General features: G+C 32.6%; 18 protein-coding genes and 1 tRNA gene. 11 read left to right on the top strand and 8 right to left on the bottom strand.

The window, feature by feature from the left end:
• The first annotated feature begins 10 nt into the window (after positions 1 to 10).
• Together CL818_RS04280 and CL818_RS04275 are read left to right on the top strand one after the other, a co-directional pair.
• Entirely contained in the window at positions 11 to 868 is an 858-nt protein-coding gene (locus CL818_RS04280; protein WP_286971802.1) for a class I SAM-dependent methyltransferase, read from the top strand.
• A 221-nt stretch (positions 869 to 1,089) separates the two neighbouring features.
• Positions 1,090 to 1,599 carry an OmpH/Skp family outer membrane protein gene (locus CL818_RS04275; RefSeq protein WP_219359814.1) on the top strand — a complete coding sequence of 170 codons (510 nt, stop codon included), beginning with the start codon at positions 1,090 to 1,092 and terminating at the stop codon, positions 1,597 to 1,599.
• Positions 1,600 to 1,658: 59 nt separating this feature from the next.
• Here the strand turns inward: CL818_RS04275 and CL818_RS04270 are convergent, their stop codons facing one another.
• The 5 genes from CL818_RS04270 to CL818_RS04250 are packed head-to-tail and all read right to left on the bottom strand — an operon-like array spanning position 1,659 to position 6,310.
• On the bottom strand, positions 1,659 to 2,249 hold the full coding sequence (locus tag CL818_RS04270) for an HAD family hydrolase (protein ID WP_272972853.1): 591 nt from the start codon (positions 2,247 to 2,249) through the stop codon (positions 1,659 to 1,661).
• On the bottom strand, positions 2,246 to 2,968 hold the full coding sequence (locus CL818_RS04265; RefSeq protein ID WP_286971797.1) for an SDR family NAD(P)-dependent oxidoreductase: 723 nt from the start codon (positions 2,966 to 2,968) through the stop codon (positions 2,246 to 2,248). Before CL818_RS04265 ends, CL818_RS04270 begins: the two co-directional genes overlap by 4 nt.
• Positions 2,965 to 4,275, bottom strand: a complete 1,311-nt coding sequence (locus CL818_RS04260) for an FAD-binding oxidoreductase (RefSeq protein ID WP_272972855.1) — start codon at positions 4,273 to 4,275, stop codon at positions 2,965 to 2,967. The genes CL818_RS04265 and CL818_RS04260 overlap by 4 nt, the downstream gene beginning before the upstream one ends.
• Positions 4,276 to 5,142: a decaprenyl-phosphate phosphoribosyltransferase gene (locus CL818_RS04255; RefSeq protein WP_272972856.1), complete on the bottom strand. Its 867-nt coding sequence runs from the start codon at positions 5,140 to 5,142 to the stop codon at positions 4,276 to 4,278.
• Positions 5,143 to 5,158: 16 nt separating this feature from the next.
• Positions 5,159 to 6,310, bottom strand: a complete 1,152-nt coding sequence (locus CL818_RS04250; RefSeq protein WP_272972857.1) for a DNA polymerase III subunit — start codon at positions 6,308 to 6,310, stop codon at positions 5,159 to 5,161.
• Positions 6,311 to 6,442: 132 nt separating this feature from the next.
• Here CL818_RS04250 and CL818_RS04245 point away from each other — a divergent pair, with 132 nt between their 5' ends.
• The 4 genes from CL818_RS04245 to CL818_RS04230 are packed head-to-tail and all read left to right on the top strand — an operon-like array spanning position 6,443 to position 10,626.
• A complete protein-coding gene (locus CL818_RS04245) occupies positions 6,443 to 7,627 on the top strand; it encodes a phosphoglycerate kinase (protein WP_272973100.1) in 1,185 nt (394 codons plus the stop codon).
• 43 nt (positions 7,628 to 7,670) lie between these two features.
• Positions 7,671 to 9,242, top strand: a complete 1,572-nt coding sequence (locus tag CL818_RS04240; RefSeq protein WP_013186427.1) for a LysM peptidoglycan-binding domain-containing protein — start codon at positions 7,671 to 7,673, stop codon at positions 9,240 to 9,242.
• Positions 9,243 to 9,264: 22 nt separating this feature from the next.
• Complete coding sequence (locus CL818_RS04235; protein ID WP_219359818.1) at positions 9,265 to 10,236, top strand: DUF4837 family protein; 972 nt, start codon at positions 9,265 to 9,267, stop codon at positions 10,234 to 10,236.
• 15 nt (positions 10,237 to 10,251) lie between these two features.
• Positions 10,252 to 10,626 (top strand): lysozyme inhibitor LprI family protein, encoded by a 375-nt coding sequence (locus CL818_RS04230; protein WP_272972858.1) that lies wholly within the window; start codon positions 10,252 to 10,254, stop codon positions 10,624 to 10,626.
• Here CL818_RS04230 and CL818_RS04225 read toward each other — a convergent pair.
• Positions 10,623 to 11,819 (bottom strand): ABC transporter permease, encoded by a 1,197-nt coding sequence (locus tag CL818_RS04225; protein ID WP_272972859.1) that lies wholly within the window; start codon positions 11,817 to 11,819, stop codon positions 10,623 to 10,625. The genes CL818_RS04230 and CL818_RS04225 overlap by 4 nt on opposite strands.
• Positions 11,816 to 12,214: a ribosome-binding factor A gene (locus CL818_RS04220; RefSeq protein WP_013186423.1), complete on the bottom strand. Its 399-nt coding sequence runs from the start codon at positions 12,212 to 12,214 to the stop codon at positions 11,816 to 11,818. Before CL818_RS04220 ends, CL818_RS04225 begins: the two co-directional genes overlap by 4 nt.
• Positions 12,215 to 12,288: 74 nt before the next feature.
• Here CL818_RS04220 and mce point away from each other — a divergent pair, with 74 nt between their 5' ends.
• The 4 genes from mce (at position 12,289) to CL818_RS04200 (ending at position 15,049) form a co-directional block, all read left to right on the top strand.
• Positions 12,289 to 12,696: a methylmalonyl-CoA epimerase gene (gene mce / locus CL818_RS04215; RefSeq protein ID WP_013186422.1), complete on the top strand. Its 408-nt coding sequence runs from the start codon at positions 12,289 to 12,291 to the stop codon at positions 12,694 to 12,696.
• A 70-nt stretch (positions 12,697 to 12,766) separates the two neighbouring features.
• Positions 12,767 to 12,840, top strand: a tRNA-Ile gene (locus CL818_RS04210).
• Between the two features lie 129 nt (positions 12,841 to 12,969).
• Complete coding sequence (locus CL818_RS04205; protein ID WP_272972860.1) at positions 12,970 to 14,373, top strand: sensor histidine kinase; 1,404 nt, start codon at positions 12,970 to 12,972, stop codon at positions 14,371 to 14,373.
• Positions 14,345 to 15,049, top strand: coding sequence for a response regulator transcription factor (locus CL818_RS04200; RefSeq protein ID WP_272972861.1), 705 nt, complete (start codon positions 14,345 to 14,347; stop codon positions 15,047 to 15,049). Before CL818_RS04205 ends, CL818_RS04200 begins: the two co-directional genes overlap by 29 nt.
• A gap of 55 nt (positions 15,050 to 15,104) precedes the next feature.
• On the opposite strand, the gene CL818_RS04195 is transcribed toward CL818_RS04200, so the two are convergent.
• Positions 15,105 to 18,317 (bottom strand): T9SS-dependent choice-of-anchor J family protein, encoded by a 3,213-nt coding sequence (locus tag CL818_RS04195; RefSeq protein ID WP_272972862.1) that lies wholly within the window; start codon positions 18,315 to 18,317, stop codon positions 15,105 to 15,107.
• A gap of 165 nt (positions 18,318 to 18,482) precedes the next feature.
• Here CL818_RS04195 and CL818_RS04190 point away from each other — a divergent pair, with 165 nt between their 5' ends.
• On the top strand, positions 18,483 to 20,069 hold the full coding sequence (locus tag CL818_RS04190; RefSeq protein ID WP_272972863.1) for a T9SS type A sorting domain-containing protein: 1,587 nt from the start codon (positions 18,483 to 18,485) through the stop codon (positions 20,067 to 20,069).
• The last annotated feature ends 32 nt before the right edge of the window (positions 20,070 to 20,101 follow it).

Raw genomic sequence — 20,101 nt, 5'->3', positions numbered from 1 at the left:
TTTAATTTATATGAATTACCCGGATTTCTCTTCCTTAAACACCAAACTTACCTGTAAGGATTATACTGTAAGCGAAGAGTACTTTCAGCTTAAATATTGGGATGAATATGATATGTTAGTTACATATGCTCAACCTAAATTAGATGAGTTAGATAGTTATTATGAAAGTGAAGATTATATTTCTCACACAGATTCTAAAGCCACTCTTGTTGATAAAATATATCAAAGTGTGAAGCGAATCATGCTTAACAAGAAATTAGAAATAGTTTCGAGCTTTAATCAAAACAAAGGATCACTTTTAGATGTAGGAGCAGGAACAGGTGATTTTTTAAATGCAGCAAAAAATGATGGTTGGTCCATAAGTGGAGTAGAGCCAAATTCAAAAGCGAGAAATCTAGCTAATCAAAAAAATATATTTTTAGTTGAAGACATTAATCAGTTACCAACTCAAAAGTATGACGTCATTACACTTTGGCATGTTTTAGAACATGTGCCGAATCTTTTTGAATATATCGAGACCTTAAAATCTTTATTAAAAGAGAATGGAATCTTAATTATTGCAGTCCCAAATGACAAGTCTTATGATGCAACATACTATAAAGAGTTTTGGGCTGCTTATGATGTGCCAAGACACCTTTGGCATTTTTCCTCTAAAGGCATAAAAAAGTTATTTGCTCAATTTAATTTTAAATTAGAGAATACACTTCCTATGACATATGATGCATATTATGTAAGCCTACTTTCTGAGAAATATAAAAACTCCTCTTTTCAAAAATTGAAAGCGCTTAAAACAGGATACCTCTCTAATTTAAAAGCCAAGCACTCTGGAGAGTATTCTTCGCTCATTTATTGTTTTAAAACTATATAATTCGCTGTTTAAAGTGCTTTTTAAGCCTTCTTTAAGCTGAGTAATATAATTTATAAGCCACACCTGAGAAAATAGCTTAGAGTTGATTTATTTGAATATATTTTGATAAATATAAATTATGATAATTGTAAATTCTATATATTTTAATTATACCGATGTAAAATGCAATATTTCATAAACACTTTCCTATTTTTGCCGCTTAATTTAGAAAAACAAACATTATGAAAACTATTGTAATTGCTTTAGGTGCGCTTTTAGTTTTAGCGTCTTGCAACCAAGATAAAACAGCTTATGTAGACAATACTGTTTTATTAAAGGAATACAAAGAAATGAAAGATACAGAAGCCAAGTATAATACTATGGCAGAAGCTATGAAGAAAGAAATGGATTCTGTAGCAAAACAATTTCAAGCAGAAGTACAAGAATACCAAAGCAACGCTAACTCTATGTCTAATGCCCAACGTCAAGAAGCAGAAGGAAAGCTAATGCAAAAACAACAACAACTGCAACAACAACAGCAAATGCGTTCGCAGCAGTTGAGAGCAGAGAGTGATAAGGAAATAGATTCAATAATTACAAAAGTTAAAACTTATGTAAAGGATTACGGTAAGGATAACGGTTACACTTACATTTTTGGATCTAATGAAACAGCAAACATTATGTATGCTAAAGAAGGTAAGGATATTACTCAAGATGTTCTTGAAGAAATTAATGCTGAAGTTAAAGAGTAACTTTCTAACTAACCAACTTTTTAATTTAGCAGAACGCTTGTCTTAGGATAAGCGTTTTTTTATTTAAAATAATTGAGATGAAACTTGGTAACTATGGGCTTCATGTTTAAATCTCCTTTTGAATCTCCATAATAAACAATGCTATCATAATTTGAAAGGTCTATCTCTGCTTTTACGCGTCTAGCTTTTTCAGCATAATTGCAATTAGGTGTAGAAAATTTACCTGTAAAGACTGAGTCATTATAAGCAACCTCAGTACAAATTAATTGTACACCCAATGCAGCTGCTATTGGTTTAAGCCAAAATTCTAAAGATGCAGAAACAATATATACATCTCCGCCTTTAAGATCGGTTTCAAGTTGTTTTAAGGCTTTTTTTCTAAATAAGGATTCCTTGTTTGCTAATTCTAAATAGCGCTTTGCAAGCTCTTCTAATTCTTCCTTAGAATGTCCCTTTAAAAATAATGAAACCAAAGATTCCTTGGTTTGCCCTCTTTTTAAAATACCTAGTTTGGTGAGTATTAATTTTGGAGCAAACTGTAAAATTTTCAAACAATAATTAAACGTACTTGTGCTTAGTTTTAGGACATCGAAAAGTGAATCACGAGTGGTGATGGTTCCATCAAAGTCATATAGATAAAGTGTTTTCAAAGAGACAATTTCTTAAATATAAATTCTGGAATCATTTTTATTATAGCCATAATATACCTCCAAATTCCAGCTATATATATCGTATTTTTTTTAGACTTATAGCCTTTATAAATAAGATGTGCAGCTTTCTCGGCAGTTATCGTTAAAGGCTTAGGCGTATCTATGTCTTCAATCATTTTAGTATCCATAAAACCAGGTTTTACGGTGAGAACGTGACAATTTTTTGAAACCAAATAGTTTCTCAAACCACTTAAATAAGCTGTAAAACCTGCTTTTGCACTACCATATAAGAAATTACTCTGCCTGCCACGTTCTCCAGCAACAGAACTTAATCCTATAATAGTACCGGAGCCTTTTGAAACTAAATCGGTTGCTATTTTATTAAGCTCTACAACTAACTTTGCATAGTTTATTGTGACAATTTTTAAACTATCGTGTTCATCTAAAATGCCTTTTTTTGCAGGTTTCCCTAAGTAACCAGAAGCACAAAATACAAGTTTATAATCAAGCGCTGAATAATCTATATTAACAGTGTTAGCTAATAAGTTAAATTCTAAAACTTCAATATCAACAGAATACTTAACCTCCAAGTGAGCTTTAAAAGGTGCTAATTCATTAGGATTAGATAAGCAAAGATATACACGCTTTAAGTGTTGTTCTTTGAGTATCTTTTCAACAAAAGCTTTTGCTACATCAGAGTTTGCTCCTAATACTATCATATGGTCTTGTGGGATTTAATTCGTTTATTCTGGATAGAATCAAATTTAGGGTTATGTGCGGTTACATAGTTGGTTAATTTCGGGTTAGAGCAAGAATCTTTTGCTCTATAAATGCGTCCTTCATATTTTAAAATAATAGCATCTAAAATAGGAATCAATTGCAAAACTTTTTTATTCAATTTAAAATCTAATGCCAACGTATACCCTTCAATAGGAAATGAATTAAATGCTTTAATATTTTGTTTGCCAAAAAGCTTCAATACAGCTAAAAAAGATCCTTGTCCACTTTTAGAGATAGCTTCTAAAACTTCTTTCATTGCAGCTTTACTTCGGGCTTTATCTACCACAAATTGATATTGTATAAATCCATTTTTCCCATAAATATTATTCCATTGGTGTATGGCGTCTAAGGGATAAAAAAATGAATCATAATGTACAACACTTGCTGATGTTTTGTGAAACTGCTTAAAGTAATATAGGAGATTAAATACTTTAACTGTGAAAGTATTTAGAGCAAAACTTGGAAAAAAGAATGGAATCTTAAGTTTACCGGAACTGTGTATTTTAAGAGGCTTTTCTAATTGTTTTTTACTTAAATCGGAAGGTGCTGCATGGTCTCCTCTTATAAGTATAGACCTGCCAAGATCATTACCTTTCTTAAGACAATCTATCCAAGCAACGGTATAAGTAGAATCTTCATGGGTTTCAAAAAGCTGAAATACTTCATCAAGGTTTTTAGCCTTAATGCTTTCTTGTTTTATGTATGATGTTTTTATGGGTTTAAGCTGAAATGTAGCACTTAAGATAACACCCGTTAAACCCATGCCACCTATAGTTTCCCAAAACAACTTCTCATTTTCAGTTCTTGAACACGTTATTATTGTGTGTTGTGCAGTTAACAACTTAAACTCAATAACAAACTCTGAAAAACAACCCTCATTATGATGGTTTTTGCCGTGTATATCTGCTGCAATTGCACCTCCAACGCTAATAAATTTTGTGCCAGGTGTTACAGGAAGAAAAAATCCTTTAGGAATTATAAACTCTAATATATCAGAAAATAAGACACCACTTTCACAAGTTATATAGCCTTTCTTGCTATTAAAATTTATAAAGTGTTTTAAAGGTAGTGTAGAAACAACACTACTATTTAAGGATGCATCGCCATAACACCTCGCGTTTCCACGTGGAATTATAGTCTTGCAATTAAAAAACTCCTGAGAATTGTCTGTATTTCTAAGCTTAAATTCTTGAGCTTTAATTTTAGGGAAGTTACCCCAATTGGTTATGTGTTTTAGTTTTGGCATTTACTTGAAGTAAATGATTAGTGCAAATGAGATAAGCCAAAGCGCAATCATAACCTGCATAAAATGATCACTATAAACCACTTTTGTAGGAGATTCTGTTTTATTGTAAACAAACGTAAGTTGCAAATACCTAAGTAATGCTATAATAACAAACAGAGTAGTAAAGTATATGTAGTCTGATCCAAATGCAACAATTACATCGTCTGAAATTGTGTACATCACATAGCATACTAAAGTAATAGTCACACAAATAATTAACGCAGTATTTAAAAACTCCTTATTGTAACCATCTAAAACTTTTCGAGATGTAGAGCTTATTGAAATAAGCTCGCCACGACGTTTACCCAAAGCTAATACTAACGCTAGAAAAAATGTGAGTAAAAAAGCCCACTTAGAGACAAAGATTCCTGTGGCTAAGCCACCAAACACCACTCTTAAAATAAACCCTATAGCAATTATACTTACGTCTAAAATAGGAATATGCTTAAGACCAAAACTGTAACCAAGATTTAAAATTATATAGAGAAGTAATGGCAGCAATAGTAAAAGAGAAAAAGAATATAATCCTAATATTGTAATTACTAATGCTAATATGCCAGCAATAATTAAAGCACCTTTTGGTGTAATCTTACCACTTGCAATTGGTCTATCTTTTTTTAAAGGATGTAATTTATCTTGTGCTCTATCCACATAATCATTTATAATATAGATTAAACTAGCTGAAAGTGAGAATAAGAGAAATGCTATAAATGAAGCTTTAAAAACATTTGGCTCTAAAATTAAACCAGAGAAAAATGCAGGTAAAAAAACAAACAGATTTTTAATCCAATCTTTAATTCTAAGTAAAGAAAAAATCTGTTTTACCATGTTAATTTAAAATTGTCTAGGCGCTTTTTGTGTGTAAGAACCTAGTTAACTTAATACTTAAATCACTAAGAATAATTTTAGGATTTCCATTTCGCTCAATATGATACATTGCATCTTGTAGCGCTTCATTTATTTGCAAGATATTATTTTCGTGTACAAATGGTGCAAACTTATTTATATCAAAGCCAGAGGTTTGTGGCTGTAGGTAAACTAACTCTGGTGTGTTGTAATTTATAAGCAAAGCTTGTCTAAAAAAGTTTTGACAGTATTCTAAAAATCGTTTTTGGGTTTCTCTACCAGATTTAGCTATTGTTTCACTCCAAGTTAATAATGGATTTATTGCCTTTTTATTTCCTTTTGCTCTAAATGCGGTACGTACCCAAGTAATAAACCATTCTTCAAAAAGTGCATCGTCTTCATTCTTGTGTAATAAATGCATGGCAATATTATAATCACCATCAGACTGATGCGCTATTTTTTGAGCATTTACGGTATCTAATCCTTCATAATCAATTAGATGTTTTGCTATGTCGCCTTCTCCTAAAGGTGGAAAATGCAATACTTGGCATCTGCTTAATATAGTTTGAATAATGCTATCCTCATCATCTGTAATTAATAGGAATACAGTTTTTTCAGGTGGCTCTTCTATTAGCTTTAGTAGCTTGTTAGATGCTTCTGTATTCATTTTATCTGCACCCCAAATAATCATACACTTAAAACCACCTTCATAAGCTTTTAAAGACAGTTTTTTTACAACATCTTGAGCTTCATCTACGCCAATTCTTCCTTGTTTATTTTCTATTTCTAAACGCTTATACCAATCAAAAACATCTGCATAAGGTGAGTCTTCAACAAAATCTCGCCATTGGGCCATAAAATGATTAGAAACAGCATGTTTAGACACTTCTTTTGTATTGGCAACAGGAAACGCAAAATGCAAATCAGGATGAGACAGGTTATTAAACCTCATATTACAAGAATTGTCTTCTAAATTATCACCGTTGCTATTATTACAGAGAATATATTGTGCATAAGCAATTGCCATTGGTAAAGTACCGCTTCCGCTTTTACCAACAAACAATTGTGCATGAGGAATCCTGCGCCTGTCGGCAGTTGTTGTAAGGTGATTTTTAATGTGGGGCAACCCGATAATATCCTTAAAAAGCATACGCAAATATAGCATTCCCAAAGCAAAGCATATTGAAAATTAAAATTTATAGAAATGAGTAATATTAACCTCTTTTACTTAACAATGGTTAAAAGAGATATTTCATTACTTTTGCCTTTAAACTTTGTAACTATGAAAACCCTTAACGACTATAATTTCAAAAATAAAAAAGCATTAATTAGAGTAGATTTTAATGTGCCTTTAAATGATGATTTTGAAGTTACAGACACAACTAGAATAGAAGCTGCAAAAGACACAATTATTAAAGTCTTAGAAGATGGTGGTTCTGCTGTTTTAATGTCACATTTAGGGCGTCCTAAAGGAGAGCAAGAAGAATATTCTTTAAAACACATCTGTTCTAAAGTTTCTGAAATTTTAGGTGTGCAAACAAAATTTGCTTCTAATTGTGTAGGACCAGTTGCAGAAGATGCAGTATCTAGGTTAGAAAACGGTGAAGTATTACTACTAGAAAACCTTAGGTATCATGAAGAAGAAAAGAAAGGCGATCAAAAATTTGCAAAGCAGCTGTCTAAATTAGGTGATGTTTATATAAATGATGCTTTTGGTACAGCACATCGAGCTCACGCCTCAACAACAGAGGTAGCAAAGTATTTTGAAGACAAATGTGTAGGTTACCTTTTACAAAAAGAAATAGAGAGCTTAAACAAAGTTCTTAATAACTCTACCAAACCAGTTACAGCTATCCTTGGAGGTGCAAAAGTATCCACTAAGATTACTGTTATAGAAAATATTTTAGACAAGATAGATCATCTTATTATAGGTGGCGGAATGACATTTACTTTCATTAAAGCCAAAGGTGGTAAAATAGGAAGTTCTTTAGTTGAAGAAGACAAACTAGACCTTGCTCTAGAAATTATTGAAAAAGCTGAAGAAAAAAACGTGCAAATTCATCTTCCTTCTGATGCGATTGTTGCAGACAGTTTTTCTGAATTTGCAAATACAAATATTGAAGCTGTAGATAACATAAGTGATGGTTGGATGGGCTTAGATGTTGGCCCAAAAACTCTTGAGGAGTTTAAAGGCGTAGTATTACAATCTAAAACTATTTTATGGAATGGTCCATTAGGTGTTTTTGAAATGGAGCCTTTTGCAAAAGGAACTATAGAGTTAGGTAATTATATAGAAGAAGCCACAGAAAAAGGAGCGTTCTCTTTAGTTGGTGGTGGTGATAGTGTTGCTGCCGTTAAGCAATTTGGTTTTGAGAACAAAGTAAGTTATGTATCTACTGGTGGTGGTGCAATGTTGGAAATGCTAGAAGGAAAAAAATTACCAGGAATTGCAGCGTTGGAAGATTAAAGAATAATTTTCCTATTTTATCGTTTGCTCACAAAGCCCATTTATGTTTAGATATATCTTTATTACGCTCCTAATAGGAGCAACAAGTGTTAGTGCTCAAGACAGTATTAAAAAACCACGTAAGATTATTCAGGATTCAACAGGAATAACAATGTATAAAAGCATTGATACTACAGTTGTAGACACAAAAAACCCAGAGTTTAAACGTACCATTCCTGCTGCATTAGTAAGACTTGAAAATAAAGAACCTTTACAGGATATTAAAGAAGCCATACGTGTAGATTCATTGTGGATGGCAGAGCTTTCCAACGAAGATATTTTCGAAGAGCTTCACGCAAAATTAGACAGTTTACCATATAACGAGACAGTAATTTTTGATTTACCAACAGACACTCTTAAAGCACGTTTAGCAAAACTTAACGCTAAAACGCCTTTTAATATTGAATATAATCCATCTTTAGAGAACGTCATAAAATCGTACTTAAAACGAAATAAAGAAAGTTACGAACGCCTTATGGCTATTAGTGAATATTACTTTCCTATGTTCGAACAAATGTTAGACAAGTATGACATACCTCTGGAAATGAAATATTTGGCTATTGTGGAGTCTGCTCTTAATCCACGAGCTAAATCTCGCGTAGGAGCAACTGGCTTATGGCAATTTATGTTCTCTACCGGTAAAATGTATGACTTAGATGTGAGTTCTTATGTAGATGAACGTATGGATCCTATCATGGCTACAGAAGCAGCTTGTAAATACCTTTCTAAGCTTTATGATATTTTTGAAGATTGGGATTTGGCACTAGCAGCCTACAACTCAGGTCCAGGTAATGTAAATAAAGCAGTAAGACGTAGTGGCGGTTATAAAAATTATTGGAATTTAAGACCATTTCTTCCACGAGAAACAGCAGGTTATGTGCCTGCATTCCTAGCTTCCATGTATATTTTTGAATATGCTGAAGAACACGGCTTTCAACCTAAAAGGCCTGAGATTCCATACTTTAAAACAGATACAATTCATATAAAAGATATGATCACTTTTGATCAAATTTCAGAAGTAACGCAATTAGACTCTGGAATGTTAGAGTTTTTAAACCCAAGCTATAAACTAGGGATAATACCTAAGATAGAAGACGAAGCTTACTATTTAAGATTGCCAACAGAGCAAGCAGGAATATTTGTAACTCATGAAAATGCAGTATATGCATATGCTAAAACAGAGTTAGAAAAAAGAGAGAAGCCGCTACCTAATTTAGTTGAAGCTAATGATAAGGTTAGGTATCGTGTAAGATCTGGAGATGTTTTAGGAAAAATTGCAGAACGCTACGGCGTTAGTGTAAGCAGTATAAAACGCTGGAACAGGTTACGTAGTAATAATATAAGAATAGGACAACGCCTAACCATTTATCCAAGAAAGCCTGTGGCAGCAACCAGAAATAGTGCTAGTAGCTCAAAACCTATAACAGGAAAAGTATATACAGTTAAGTCTGGCGACTCACTTTGGAGCATTGCGAATAAAATTCCTGGTGTTTCAGTTTCAAATCTTAAAAATTGGAACGATATTAGCAGTAATTCCTTGAAACCAGGAATGCGACTAAAACTATCTAAAGGTTAGGCGCGTTCGCAAAACCAACATCATGAAAAAATTTGTACTACTGTTAAGTGTTCTAGCAACAGTGTTTACCTCTTGTGAAGACGAAAAGGTTATACTCACAACCTCTTCAGGAAACATTAATAACCTTTCTGTTATTGTAGAAAATGATTTGTGGAAAGGTGAAGTTGGAGATGCCATAAGAACAAACCTTGCAGCAACCGTTGAAGGTTTACCACAAGAAGAGCCTTTATTTAACATGAATCAAATTCCACCAAAGGCATTTAGCGGTTTTGTGACAAAAAACAGAACCTACCTAAAAGTTGAAAAATCTGATTCCATAGCTTTAAAAATTGTAAGAAATCAATTTGCTAGGCCACAAACGGGTGTCATTGCTAAAGGGCCAGATGCGGCTTCAATTGCTAAATTAATTAATGAAAGAGGAGCAGATATAGTTGCAGTGTTTAAACAAACAGAAATAAAAGAGAAGCAACGCAGGATTAACAAATCCTTAAAGGCAGATGATGTTATTAAGAAGAAATTAGGTGTTTCTTTAAAATTTCCAACAGCATACAGGTATGCTAAAGAAGACGATAAGTTTTTCTGGCTTCGTAAAGATCTTAAAAATGGAGGTATGAATATTATGATATATGAAATACCTATGCAAAAGATAGATGCAGATACAAATGTTATCTCAAGTATAATTAAAATGAGAGACAGTATTGGTCAAGCACATATTCCTGGACCTGTAGACGGTAGTTATATGATTACTGAGGCTGCATACGCACCATACCTTTTCGAAAGTGAAATAGATGGTAGGTTTGCTTATGAAACAAAAGGAACATGGGAAGTTAAAAATGCATTTATGGCAGGACCTTTTCTTAACTATACAATTGAAGATAAGGCAAATAACAGGTATATTGTCCTAGAAGGTTTTACCTTTGCTCCATCGGCTCCTAAACGAGATCATATGTTTGAGTTAGAGGCCATACTAAAATCAGCCAAAATAGGATTTTAAAAACCACCAAAGATTATGAAACATATATTACTAGTAGTATCTATTTGTTTCTTCTCTCTTACATACTCCCAAAACCAAGCAGAGTTAGAAAAAGTAGCTTATTCTGAATACCTACAATCAGATAAAGAACTTAAAAGTCTCTTTAATTCTATTTTAAAGGGTCACAATGAAAATCCTGAATTTTCAAAACGCTTAAAGCAATCTCAGGAACTGTGGTTAGGGTTTAGAAATTTTGAGTTAGAATCAAGATTTCCAAATTCTGAAGTAAACCGATCTTCAAATAACAACTATGGGATCTGTGAATCCATGTTTTTAACTGAATTTACATTAGATAGGATTAAGTATTTTAATACCTGGTTTAAAGACACAACAACAGAGCCTTGTAATTAAGCTAAAGCTCTATGTATTCTACTTGAAGCTATATAGCTCGCTATGATTCCAAGAGACATAATTGTCACAAAAACAATCAATATGTTTTTTATGGTAAGACTTACGGGATATGGTAAGCTAGGAGTAATCATGACCATATTAAACTGTAGTTGGGCATAAATAATTACTACACCTACAAAGAGCCCTAAAACGCCTCCTAAAAGCGTCATTAACGTTCCTTGTAACAAGAAGACCTTCTTTATCTGAGAAACGCTTGCACCTACATTATATAGAGTTTTAATGTTATCCTGCTTATCAAGAATAACCATAATAATAGAGCCTATCACATTAAACAAGGCGATAATTAACACTAATGTAAAAATGAGGTATACAGCAAGATTTTCTGTATTAAGCATTTTATAAAGCTTATCATTAAGCTGTATTCTATTTTTAATATTTATAGGCTTATCAAATAAATTATTTAGAGATGCTCTTACATCATCTTCTTTAGCTGTGGGACTTAGTTTTATTTCGAGAGCAGAAAATTCATTTGCATCTAATTCCAGAAGTTCTTGAGCAAATGCCAAGCTTGAAAAAACATACTTATTATCTAGTTCCTCATTAATGCTATAAATGTCAGAAACCACACTTTGCTTAGCATTAAAAGCATCTGTGGGATTTGTAATTTGACCTTTTCCTGGCTTTGGCACCATTAATCTTAATGTGCTACCATAATCATATGTTCCAAGAGATAGTGATTGCGAAATACCATTACCAAGTACAACATGGCTAGGTTTATCACTTAACCAAGTGCCATAAAATAAAGAACTATCAATAGCATTTACACTTTTAAAACGCTCATCGACACCTTTAATAAAAGCCATCTGGTTTTTTTCTCTAAAATCTAAAAAGACGCGTTCTTCTATAACTTTAGAGTATGCTACTATTCCTTCAATTTCAGAAATTTTTTCTTGCAAAAGGCTATCTACAACTATTGTTTTGCCTTGTTCTGGAAGTAGTTTTAAATCTGGATCAAACTCATTAGTAAATGAAAGACTAAAATCTTTAAGACCAGAAAACCCTGATAGCACAATAAATAACGCTAAAGCACCGGCAAAAACACCAATAGTAGCTATTAATGAGATAATATTTATAGCATTGTTTTTACTTTTTGTAAATAAATACCGCTTAGCGATGTAATAGGAAAAATTCAATTACCTGCTTTCTTGCGTTTATCTAATAAATCTCTGTTTTCAATTGGGTTTTCTTTACCTTTTACAGCATCTTCTATTCCTGCGATATAATCTAAAGAATCATCGTTAAAAAACTCTAGGTTAGGCATTCTGCGTAATTGGTTCTTTGTTTTAAGCGCTATTTGATGCTTAATTTGATATTTCAACTTATTTATTTCAGCAATTACTGTTTCTGCTTTATCTGAAGGAAATATACTTAAATAGGCTTTTGCCTGAGACAAGTCTGTAGTTACCTTTGCTTGAGTCACAGAAATAATGATTCCTTGAGTGCCAGCTTCGCGTAAAGCACTTTGCAAAACATCTGCCAAATCACGCTGCAATACGCCTGCTATTTTCTTTTGTCTGTTTGTTTCCATAGTGCAAAAATACGATATTTAGCGCATTAAGTTAGATTTACAACGTGTAAACCAATCACAATTAAAATTGAATTATGTTAACTAAAATAGAACATATTGGCATAGCTGTAAGCAACCTAGAAGAAGCTAATAAAACATATGAAACATTATTAGGTGTTGCTCCTTACAAAGCAGAAGATGTTGAAAGTGAAGGTGTAACTACTAGCTTCTTTAAAGTTGGAGACAGTAAGATAGAACTTTTGGGCGCAACGCATGAGGATAGTGCCATTGCTAAGTTTATAGCAAAGCGTGGTGAAGGCATTCATCATATAGCATATGCTGTCGAGGATATTGAAAAAGAAATGAAGCGACTAAAAAATGAAGGGTTTAAATTATTAAATGAAACTCCTAAAAAAGGCGCAGATAATAAGCTTATTGCATTTCTGCACCCTAAATCTTCTAACGGTGTTTTAGTAGAATTATGTCAAGATATTAAGAAATGATACATTTAGCTTGCCTGAAATTTATCAAAGTGTTATTTTTGCGCTCTATTTTGGCAAACACTTGTCAAAAGGTCCCATAGCTCAGTTGGTTAGAGCACCTGACTCATAATCAGGTGGTCCTTGGTTCGAGCCCAAGTGGGACCACAGAAACTAAAGCCGTTATCATTTGATAGCGGCTTTTTTTTGTTTCTAATGTATACCAATCGGTTAATGTAAAGTTAACAAGAGATATAAAAAGTTTTCGTTTTACATTTTTGTCTTAGTTTTAACTTCATGAAAATTAAATCTAAACTACTAATAGTAGGTGCAATACTTGCGCTAATAGCCTTAACAACAATGCAAGGCTATTTAATTTTCAATACGTATGACTTAAGAAAGAAAAGCTATGCTGTGGAGTCTAGAACTAAAATAGGCAGTATAGTAAAAACACCATATGTAGATTCACTTTCCTGGAATTATAGAATGGAATTTGTAGAAAAAATTCCAGAATATAAAAACGGAATAATAACTAAAGACTCCTTACTAAACAGTTTGGAAAAGTTTTCCAGCTTAAAAAACGATACGTTTTTAGACTACTTTAAAAAAGGAGCAGAGTATTACAACTTAGATGATAATATTCAGTTTAAAAAAATTGCTACATCTATTCAGCTGTCCGAAAATGGTGAAACAGAAGATCTTTTAATAGATGGAAAAGATGAACCTATTTTCTTATTAGGCACAAATTTCCCCACAGATGAAGGCTTAATTATTAATGCCTGGAACTGGACTTTTGATAAAGATTATACTAATACGCTTAATCAAGAATCTACTGTAGATATAAAGTATAGAGCAACAATTTATATGAAGATCCTAAATTGGGATACTATCATATTTAAGAGATTATTATTACTGTTTTTTGTTGCCTTTTTGCTCTTTCTCTTTATCATTCTTTTAGTAACATATTCTATAAGAAACCTCTTAAAGTTAAAGCGTATATCAGACATAAAAACAGACTTTATAAATAATATTACTCATGAGCTTAAAACACCTTTAGCAACGCTATCTATTGCTACAAAAACGCTAACTAACAAGTTTGCAAAAGACAATAAAGAGATAGCAAAAGACTCTATAGATACCATTAATAGGCAAAATAAAAGACTCCAAAACCTTATAGACCAAGTAGTAGACAATAGCGTTGGTTATAATGATATAAACCTTAATAAAGAGCAGGTAAACCTCTCAAGCTTTCTTAAAGATTTAAGTGAAGACTATGCATTAACACTGCCAAAGCATATTCAATTTATAAAATCTATTTCAGATGTTTCAGAAGAGGTAAGTGTAGATCAATTTTACTTTAGCACAGCAATTGTCAACATATTAAACAATGCAGTAAAATTTGAAGGAAGCGTTATAAAAATAACGTATCAAATTGAAAATTTTGAACATATTATTTCTATTTCAGACAATGGAATAGGAATTTCTAAAAAAAATAAAACACTTATCTTTGGTAAGTTCTTTAGGGTAAGTGAGAAAAACACACACAATTTTAAGGGTCTAGGTTTAGGCCTTTATTATTGCAAACAAATTATAAATGCTCATAAAGGAACGTTGGATGTTAAAAGTCGGAAAAATGAAGGCTCTACATTCTTTATAAAACTTCCTTTAAGCAATGGAAAAAAGAATCTTATTAGCAGATGATGATATAGATTTTGGCACGACTCTAAAACAGTATTTAGAACTTAATAAGTTTGAAGTATTTTGGGCTAAAGATGGTGTTGAAGCTTTCGATTTGTTAAAAATGCAATCTTTTGACATTTGTATTGTAGATGTAATGATGCCAAAGCTTGATGGCTTTAGTCTTTCCAAGAAAATTTCCAAGAAATTTCCAGCAACACCTTTTTTATTCTTAACAGCACGAAAAAACAAACCAGACCGTATTAAAGGGTTAAGTATTGGTGCAGACGATTATATTTCTAAACCCTTTGAGGTAGAGGAGCTTATCTTAAGAATAAATAATATTATTAAAAGAACAAAGCAGCAGCAAACAATTAATATCGAAGAAGAGGTCTTTGAAACCTTACAAATTGGAAAATACTTGCTAGATGTAAAAAACCTTTCGTTAACTATTGAAAACCATACTTTTAAGATTACCGAAAAAGAAGCACAGTTAATTGTTTATCTCTATAAAAATAAAAATAACCTTATACCACGAGATGATATTTTAGACAATGTTTGGGGGCAAAGTAACTTCTTTTCTGGCCGAAGTATGGATGTCTTTATTTCAAGAGTTAGAAAACACTTTAAAGATGATAAGAATATTAGTATTAACAGTGTAAGAGGTGTTGGTTTAGAGTTTGTGATTAAAGATCAATAAAAAAAGCTCTCATAATTGAGAGCCCTTTTTTAATTATAGTTGTTAATCTATCTTACTACTGCTTTATTACTTTCTTCATAATACGTTTTCCGTCTTGGTCTTTTAACTCTACAAAGTATATACCTGCATTTAGGTTTGTAACATTAATAGTTTCAAGCGATTCACGTTTAGAAAATACTTTTTTACCATTAATAGTATAAATGGTAATAGAGGATATATGCTCTCCAGTTATATGTAACGCGTCTTTTACAGGGTTAGGGTATATGCTAACGTCACTTAAACTATTTTCTGAAGTGCTTAACACTGGATTTGTGTCGTAGCTAAAGTTATCAATAAATAAATTGTCAAAAGTAGAAGCAGCAACATACCTAAAAGCAATATATTGATCTGTACCAGTATAGTCTTCAAAGGTTACAATCTTCTGTTCCCAAGCATCATCAGTTAAATCTGCATCTGTAAAAACCTGATATGGTGTAAAGGTTGTAGCATCATTTTTATTAGCCATTGTACCAACTTCTAAAGCACCCATATCATTATCATAAACATAAAAACTAATTTGTTTTGTGGCATCTAAATCTAATAGTTGAGGACTAATTAATAATAAATCAATATCTGTGGAATTTCCGCTATAAAGTCTTGCGCTTAAGCTACCATCTTGTGCTTGTGTACTACTATACGTTATTGTAGGACTTGTAGAAAAAGGAGTAATTAAACTAGACCAACAAGGCTCAATAGGTGTATTGCTCTCAAAGCCCTCAAAACTGTGTGTAAAGTTATCAGACTCACCTACACAAAGTGTTGTAAATGTTATGGGAGCAGACCAATCACTATAACCATCTGTATCACAATTTGCCCTAACATATATTTCATAGCTAGTATTAGCGTCTAACATACTAAAATCTGAATTTGAAGTATTACTCATCGTGCTTTGTCCAGAAACAGGAATTCCAGTATTTAATGGTTGTACAATATACTCCCATTGTGTTTGGTCTCCAATAAACTCCCAACTTACGCTTACAGAAGAAGCTGTAACATTATTCGCTGTAACATTAAACACTTCTGTACAATCTGGTTGCTCTGTAATTGTAACATCATCTAAATATAGAGCAACACTAGCAGCATCTCCAGCTTCATGCTTTAATACAACATAGTCATTATCATTAAAAGGTAAGTTTACAAAATACTGTACATTTTCTCCAGAAGTACCTCCAGTTAATACAGGTACCGCTGTAATTTCCTCAAAGGTATTAGCGTCTAATGGATCACTCATTGTACCAACAATCAAGTTAATATCTGTATTAACATTTGTTTTTCTTGCATAATATTCCAATCTATGATTACCATCATTAGCAATTGTGCTTTGTGGCAGTATTAATAGGATATTGGCATTAGGATCATTACCAGTATTCATTATTAAAGAATTACTACCTGAGTTTGCATAACTGGCAAAACTGCTTACTTGCACTAACGGAGAACCTGTTGAAGTTACGTTCTTAGACCAACAAAAAGGAAAATCTGCATTACTATAGCTTTCAAACATTTCTGTAAAACCATTGTTTAACGGAGCGCAATCTGTTCTCAAATCATATGGACCAAACCAACTACTATATCCTGAGCCATCACTTCCCGCAGCATCACAATTAGCTCTTATAAACACTCTGTAAGGACTGTTTGGTAAAATAGAGCCTCCATCAGAATCTGTTGTAATAGGAGTTGTAAGTGTGTTCACTACAATTGGCGTCTCTAGGTCTGGATTAAAATTTAAGTCTGTTTGTACAACAACCAATTCCCATTGAGTTTGTGGTTGTATATCTGCCTCCAGTGTAAGGTTAAATGAAGTGTCTGTAATTTCACTAGCTTCCAAGTTTAATACCTCAAAACAGCTTGGTTGCGATGTAATCACAATATCATCTATACTAACAATCTTATTAAACGTAGATGTTGTTTCTATGTTAAATGCTAAATGATCTGCGTTAATATTTTCAGGTATGTTTACATAGTATAAAGTATAATTATTATTATTGTTTGATGAGCTGTTTAGTGTAAATGAAGACAGCGCTTCAAATGTTGTTTCGCTATTGGGGTCTGTCATAAGACCTACATTTAAAGTAGTTTCACCACTTGTGGTAGAATTAACTTTTGCAGCAAACTCAATTCTTTTCGTACCATCTGCTATAGTTAGACTTTGTGGTGAAATAACAAATAACTCATCATCTTCATTAATTTGAATTTCATAATAATTATCTGGAGAATAGGATTGAGACGCGCTTGAATTTACTTTGTAAGATGCCTCTGTCCCTGTAGATGTTGAAATTACAGACCAACAATATGGGATAGTTAATTCATCTGGTAAACTTTCAAAAGATTCAGAAAAATCGTTTACAGTTTCACAACCAGTTCTAAAATTTATTGGGCCAATCCAATCACTTGTATCATCTGTATCACAACTTGATCTTACAAAAAACTCATAGGCTGTATTGCTATTTAAACCTTGTGGGTTAATTGTGGAAGAAGAAGCTTCAACTGGTGTTGCAGCATCTGGGTTTCCTAAGTCTGCAAATTGGATAACATAGTCCCAGTTAGTTACAGGAGATTCCCAGCTTATAGTAACTGCTGTAGGCTCTATGGTACCAATGGCAATGTTACTTGGAGGAAAACAAGTTATCTCATTAAAATCTATTTCTATATTTGGTCTATAGTAATCTCTTGTACCACTTGGAGGAGACATTGGGTCTGGGTTTGTAAAGTTATTTCCATAGTGTAAAACTCTACCATTTGCTTCAGAGAATCCTAGGTTATGTGTAATAAAATCATTGCTATCACTATCGTCTTGATTCTCATCTACAATTATAACAAGGTTAGAAGTGTTACTGTAGTTAAAAGGTGTATCTAGTATTATTGAAACCTCATTGCCATAAACCTCATATGTTCCAGAAAAAACTTCAGTAAGACTACTAAACGGAAGCCAATCATCATTGGATGAAAAGACATCTTCAGTTTTTTCTGCCATATAAACGGTAATGTCATTTGAATTTTCTAAGACACCATCTGTATAATATGTAATTTTGGAAATTGTCCCAGCAACATTAATTTCAGATTGCAAATATATACTTTGTGAGTACGAGTAATTATCATCTGCATCTATAGGGGTTTCTTGAAAAGTACTAGTAGAGATTCCACCTAATGTAATGTCATTAATTGAAACTACTTGAGCATTTATCTTTAAGGTTGCAGCAACAAGAATTAAAATGATGTAAATGTTTTTCATGATATCTAAATGTTTAATCTGAATATTAATTTTTAGTGATGTAAACTTATCTACTTATTTGATTTTAAAAAAGTTCACTTCGGTTAACGATAAGTTAACGGTTAAAAAACACCTACTTTATAACTTGTTTTTTTTGATTTTTGTTACACTTAAAAACCACTTATTATGACTAGATATATACTTTTAATTGCTTCGCTAGTATTGGCTTGCAACCTAAGTGCACAATCTGACGAAGCAAATGGAGCAGTTGCTACAGAGCTATCTGCAACTTATGAATGCGAAAATTCAGAAATCTCAAACTTTCAAGGCTTTACAAAGTCTGCAGAGTTTAACTGTGTAGATTATGATTTTTGGGTAGATTCTTGGTACACATTTACACCAACTGAAACTAAGATGTATGCTATTGAAATAGAGTCTTTAAACTCTAACAATCAAAATGTGCGCATTGGTATTTTTACAGGCACACCAGGAAATCTTACAAGCCAAACAGGATGCGCTACAAGATATTACAGTGCAGTCTTAAATAGTGGCCAAACATACTACATTAACGCACGTGGTGCATCTGAAACAACACAATACCGTATGTGTGTTTATCCATTTCCAGACTCACCAGATAATAATGATACAGCAAATGCAGAAGAGATATTAGAATCTACCATAGATATGTGTGAGAACAGTGTCGTTGGGTACACTGCAAACGCAAGCACCTCTGGAGAGTCTTATTGTACAAACTCTAATCCGGATGTTTGGTATACTTTTACACCAACAGAAAGCGCAGAGTATACATTTTCTGCATCTTTAGTAAATGGTGCAGCGCCTTTATCTATTAGTCTTTATAACGGAACTCCAGGATTTTTAAATCCGCTGTCAGAAGAATTTCCTTCACAGACCAACCAATGTGAAGATATTGTATTGGGAGATTTAGAAGCAAATGAAACCTATTATATAAATGTGACATCTGCATTATCTTCACAAGCAATTTATTTTGATTTGTGTGTTTACAAATCTCCTGTACCACCATCTAATGATGATTGTACTAACCCAATAGCATTAAATGTTGGACAAAGTTTTGAAGATAGCTTTATAGTAGCTACAAACACTTCAGCAACAATAAATCCAGGCAACTCAAACTTTCCTAGTTGTGGTACTTTAGATTTTTCTACACGAGGAAGAGATATTTGGTTTACAGTGGTAGTACCAGAATCTGGTAGCTTTACTATAGAAACTAGGGTTGAGCCTGACGAAACAAACCTTTATGATACTGCAATCGAAACCTATACAGGATCTTGCGGTACAGACACTTTAGAGCCTTATTATTATAATTTACCACCACCAAATACCACAACAGCTTATTGTAATGATCAATTTGTAATAGGAGGTAACCAATTTGCAGGAATTTTATTTACAGATAAAACACCAGGTGAAACGGTAATAGTAAGAGTTTGGGGATGGTCTCAACAATTTGGTAAATTTAGAATCGCTGCTTATGATTCTTCTACGCTAAGTACAGATGAAGTTGAATCAAATGAATTAGAAGTTTACCCAAATCCTATTAAAAATGAAGTTAACATCTCCTATAGTAATATAATTGATGAAGTTGTAATTTATGATATTAGAGGTAAGGAAGTCTTAAAGAATAAGGTAAACAATAATTATATTAACCTAAATACTAACAGCTTAGAATCTGGTTTATATATTATAAAAGTTAAATCGGAAGACAACGTACACACTTATAAAATTGTTAAGAACTAGTTTATAGTGTTTAAAATTAAACCTTTAAAAAG

The sequence above is a fragment of the Croceibacter sp. genome (genome assembly GCF_002716225.1).
GTDB classification, from domain to species: Bacteria; Bacteroidota; Bacteroidia; order Flavobacteriales; family Flavobacteriaceae; genus Croceibacter; species Croceibacter atlanticus.
Note: the sequence above shows the minus strand (reverse complement) of the source record. Positions and strands in the feature narration are given on the sequence as shown.

What these genes read in the sequence shown, in the direction of transcription:
- CL818_RS04230 (WP_272972858.1), top strand. Translation starts at nt 10,252, where the DNA reads ATGAAACATATATTACTAGTAGTATCTATTTGTTTCTTCTCTCTTACA.
- CL818_RS04195 (WP_272972862.1), bottom strand. Translation starts at nt 18,317, where the DNA reads ATGAAAAACATTTACATCATTTTAATTCTTGTTGCTGCAACCTTAAAG.
- CL818_RS04220 (WP_013186423.1), bottom strand. Translation starts at nt 12,214, where the DNA reads ATGGAAACAAACAGACAAAAGAAAATAGCAGGCGTATTGCAGCGTGAT.
- CL818_RS04265 (WP_286971797.1), bottom strand. Translation starts at nt 2,968, where the DNA reads ATGATAGTATTAGGAGCAAACTCTGATGTAGCAAAAGCTTTTGTTGAA.
- CL818_RS04280 (WP_286971802.1), top strand. Translation starts at nt 11, where the DNA reads ATGAATTACCCGGATTTCTCTTCCTTAAACACCAAACTTACCTGTAAG.
- CL818_RS04205 (WP_272972860.1), top strand. Translation starts at nt 12,970, where the DNA reads ATGAAAATTAAATCTAAACTACTAATAGTAGGTGCAATACTTGCGCTA.
- CL818_RS04245 (WP_272973100.1), top strand. Translation starts at nt 6,443, where the DNA reads ATGAAAACCCTTAACGACTATAATTTCAAAAATAAAAAAGCATTAATT.
- mce (WP_013186422.1), top strand. Translation starts at nt 12,289, where the DNA reads ATGTTAACTAAAATAGAACATATTGGCATAGCTGTAAGCAACCTAGAA.
- CL818_RS04255 (WP_272972856.1), bottom strand. Translation starts at nt 5,142, where the DNA reads ATGGTAAAACAGATTTTTTCTTTACTTAGAATTAAAGATTGGATTAAA.
- CL818_RS04260 (WP_272972855.1), bottom strand. Translation starts at nt 4,275, where the DNA reads ATGCCAAAACTAAAACACATAACCAATTGGGGTAACTTCCCTAAAATT.
- CL818_RS04190 (WP_272972863.1), top strand. Translation starts at nt 18,483, where the DNA reads ATGACTAGATATATACTTTTAATTGCTTCGCTAGTATTGGCTTGCAAC.
- CL818_RS04200 (WP_272972861.1), top strand. Translation starts at nt 14,345, where the DNA reads ATGGAAAAAAGAATCTTATTAGCAGATGATGATATAGATTTTGGCACG.
- CL818_RS04250 (WP_272972857.1), bottom strand. Translation starts at nt 6,310, where the DNA reads ATGCTTTTTAAGGATATTATCGGGTTGCCCCACATTAAAAATCACCTT.
- CL818_RS04275 (WP_219359814.1), top strand. Translation starts at nt 1,090, where the DNA reads ATGAAAACTATTGTAATTGCTTTAGGTGCGCTTTTAGTTTTAGCGTCT.
- CL818_RS04235 (WP_219359818.1), top strand. Translation starts at nt 9,265, where the DNA reads ATGAAAAAATTTGTACTACTGTTAAGTGTTCTAGCAACAGTGTTTACC.
- CL818_RS04240 (WP_013186427.1), top strand. Translation starts at nt 7,671, where the DNA reads ATGTTTAGATATATCTTTATTACGCTCCTAATAGGAGCAACAAGTGTT.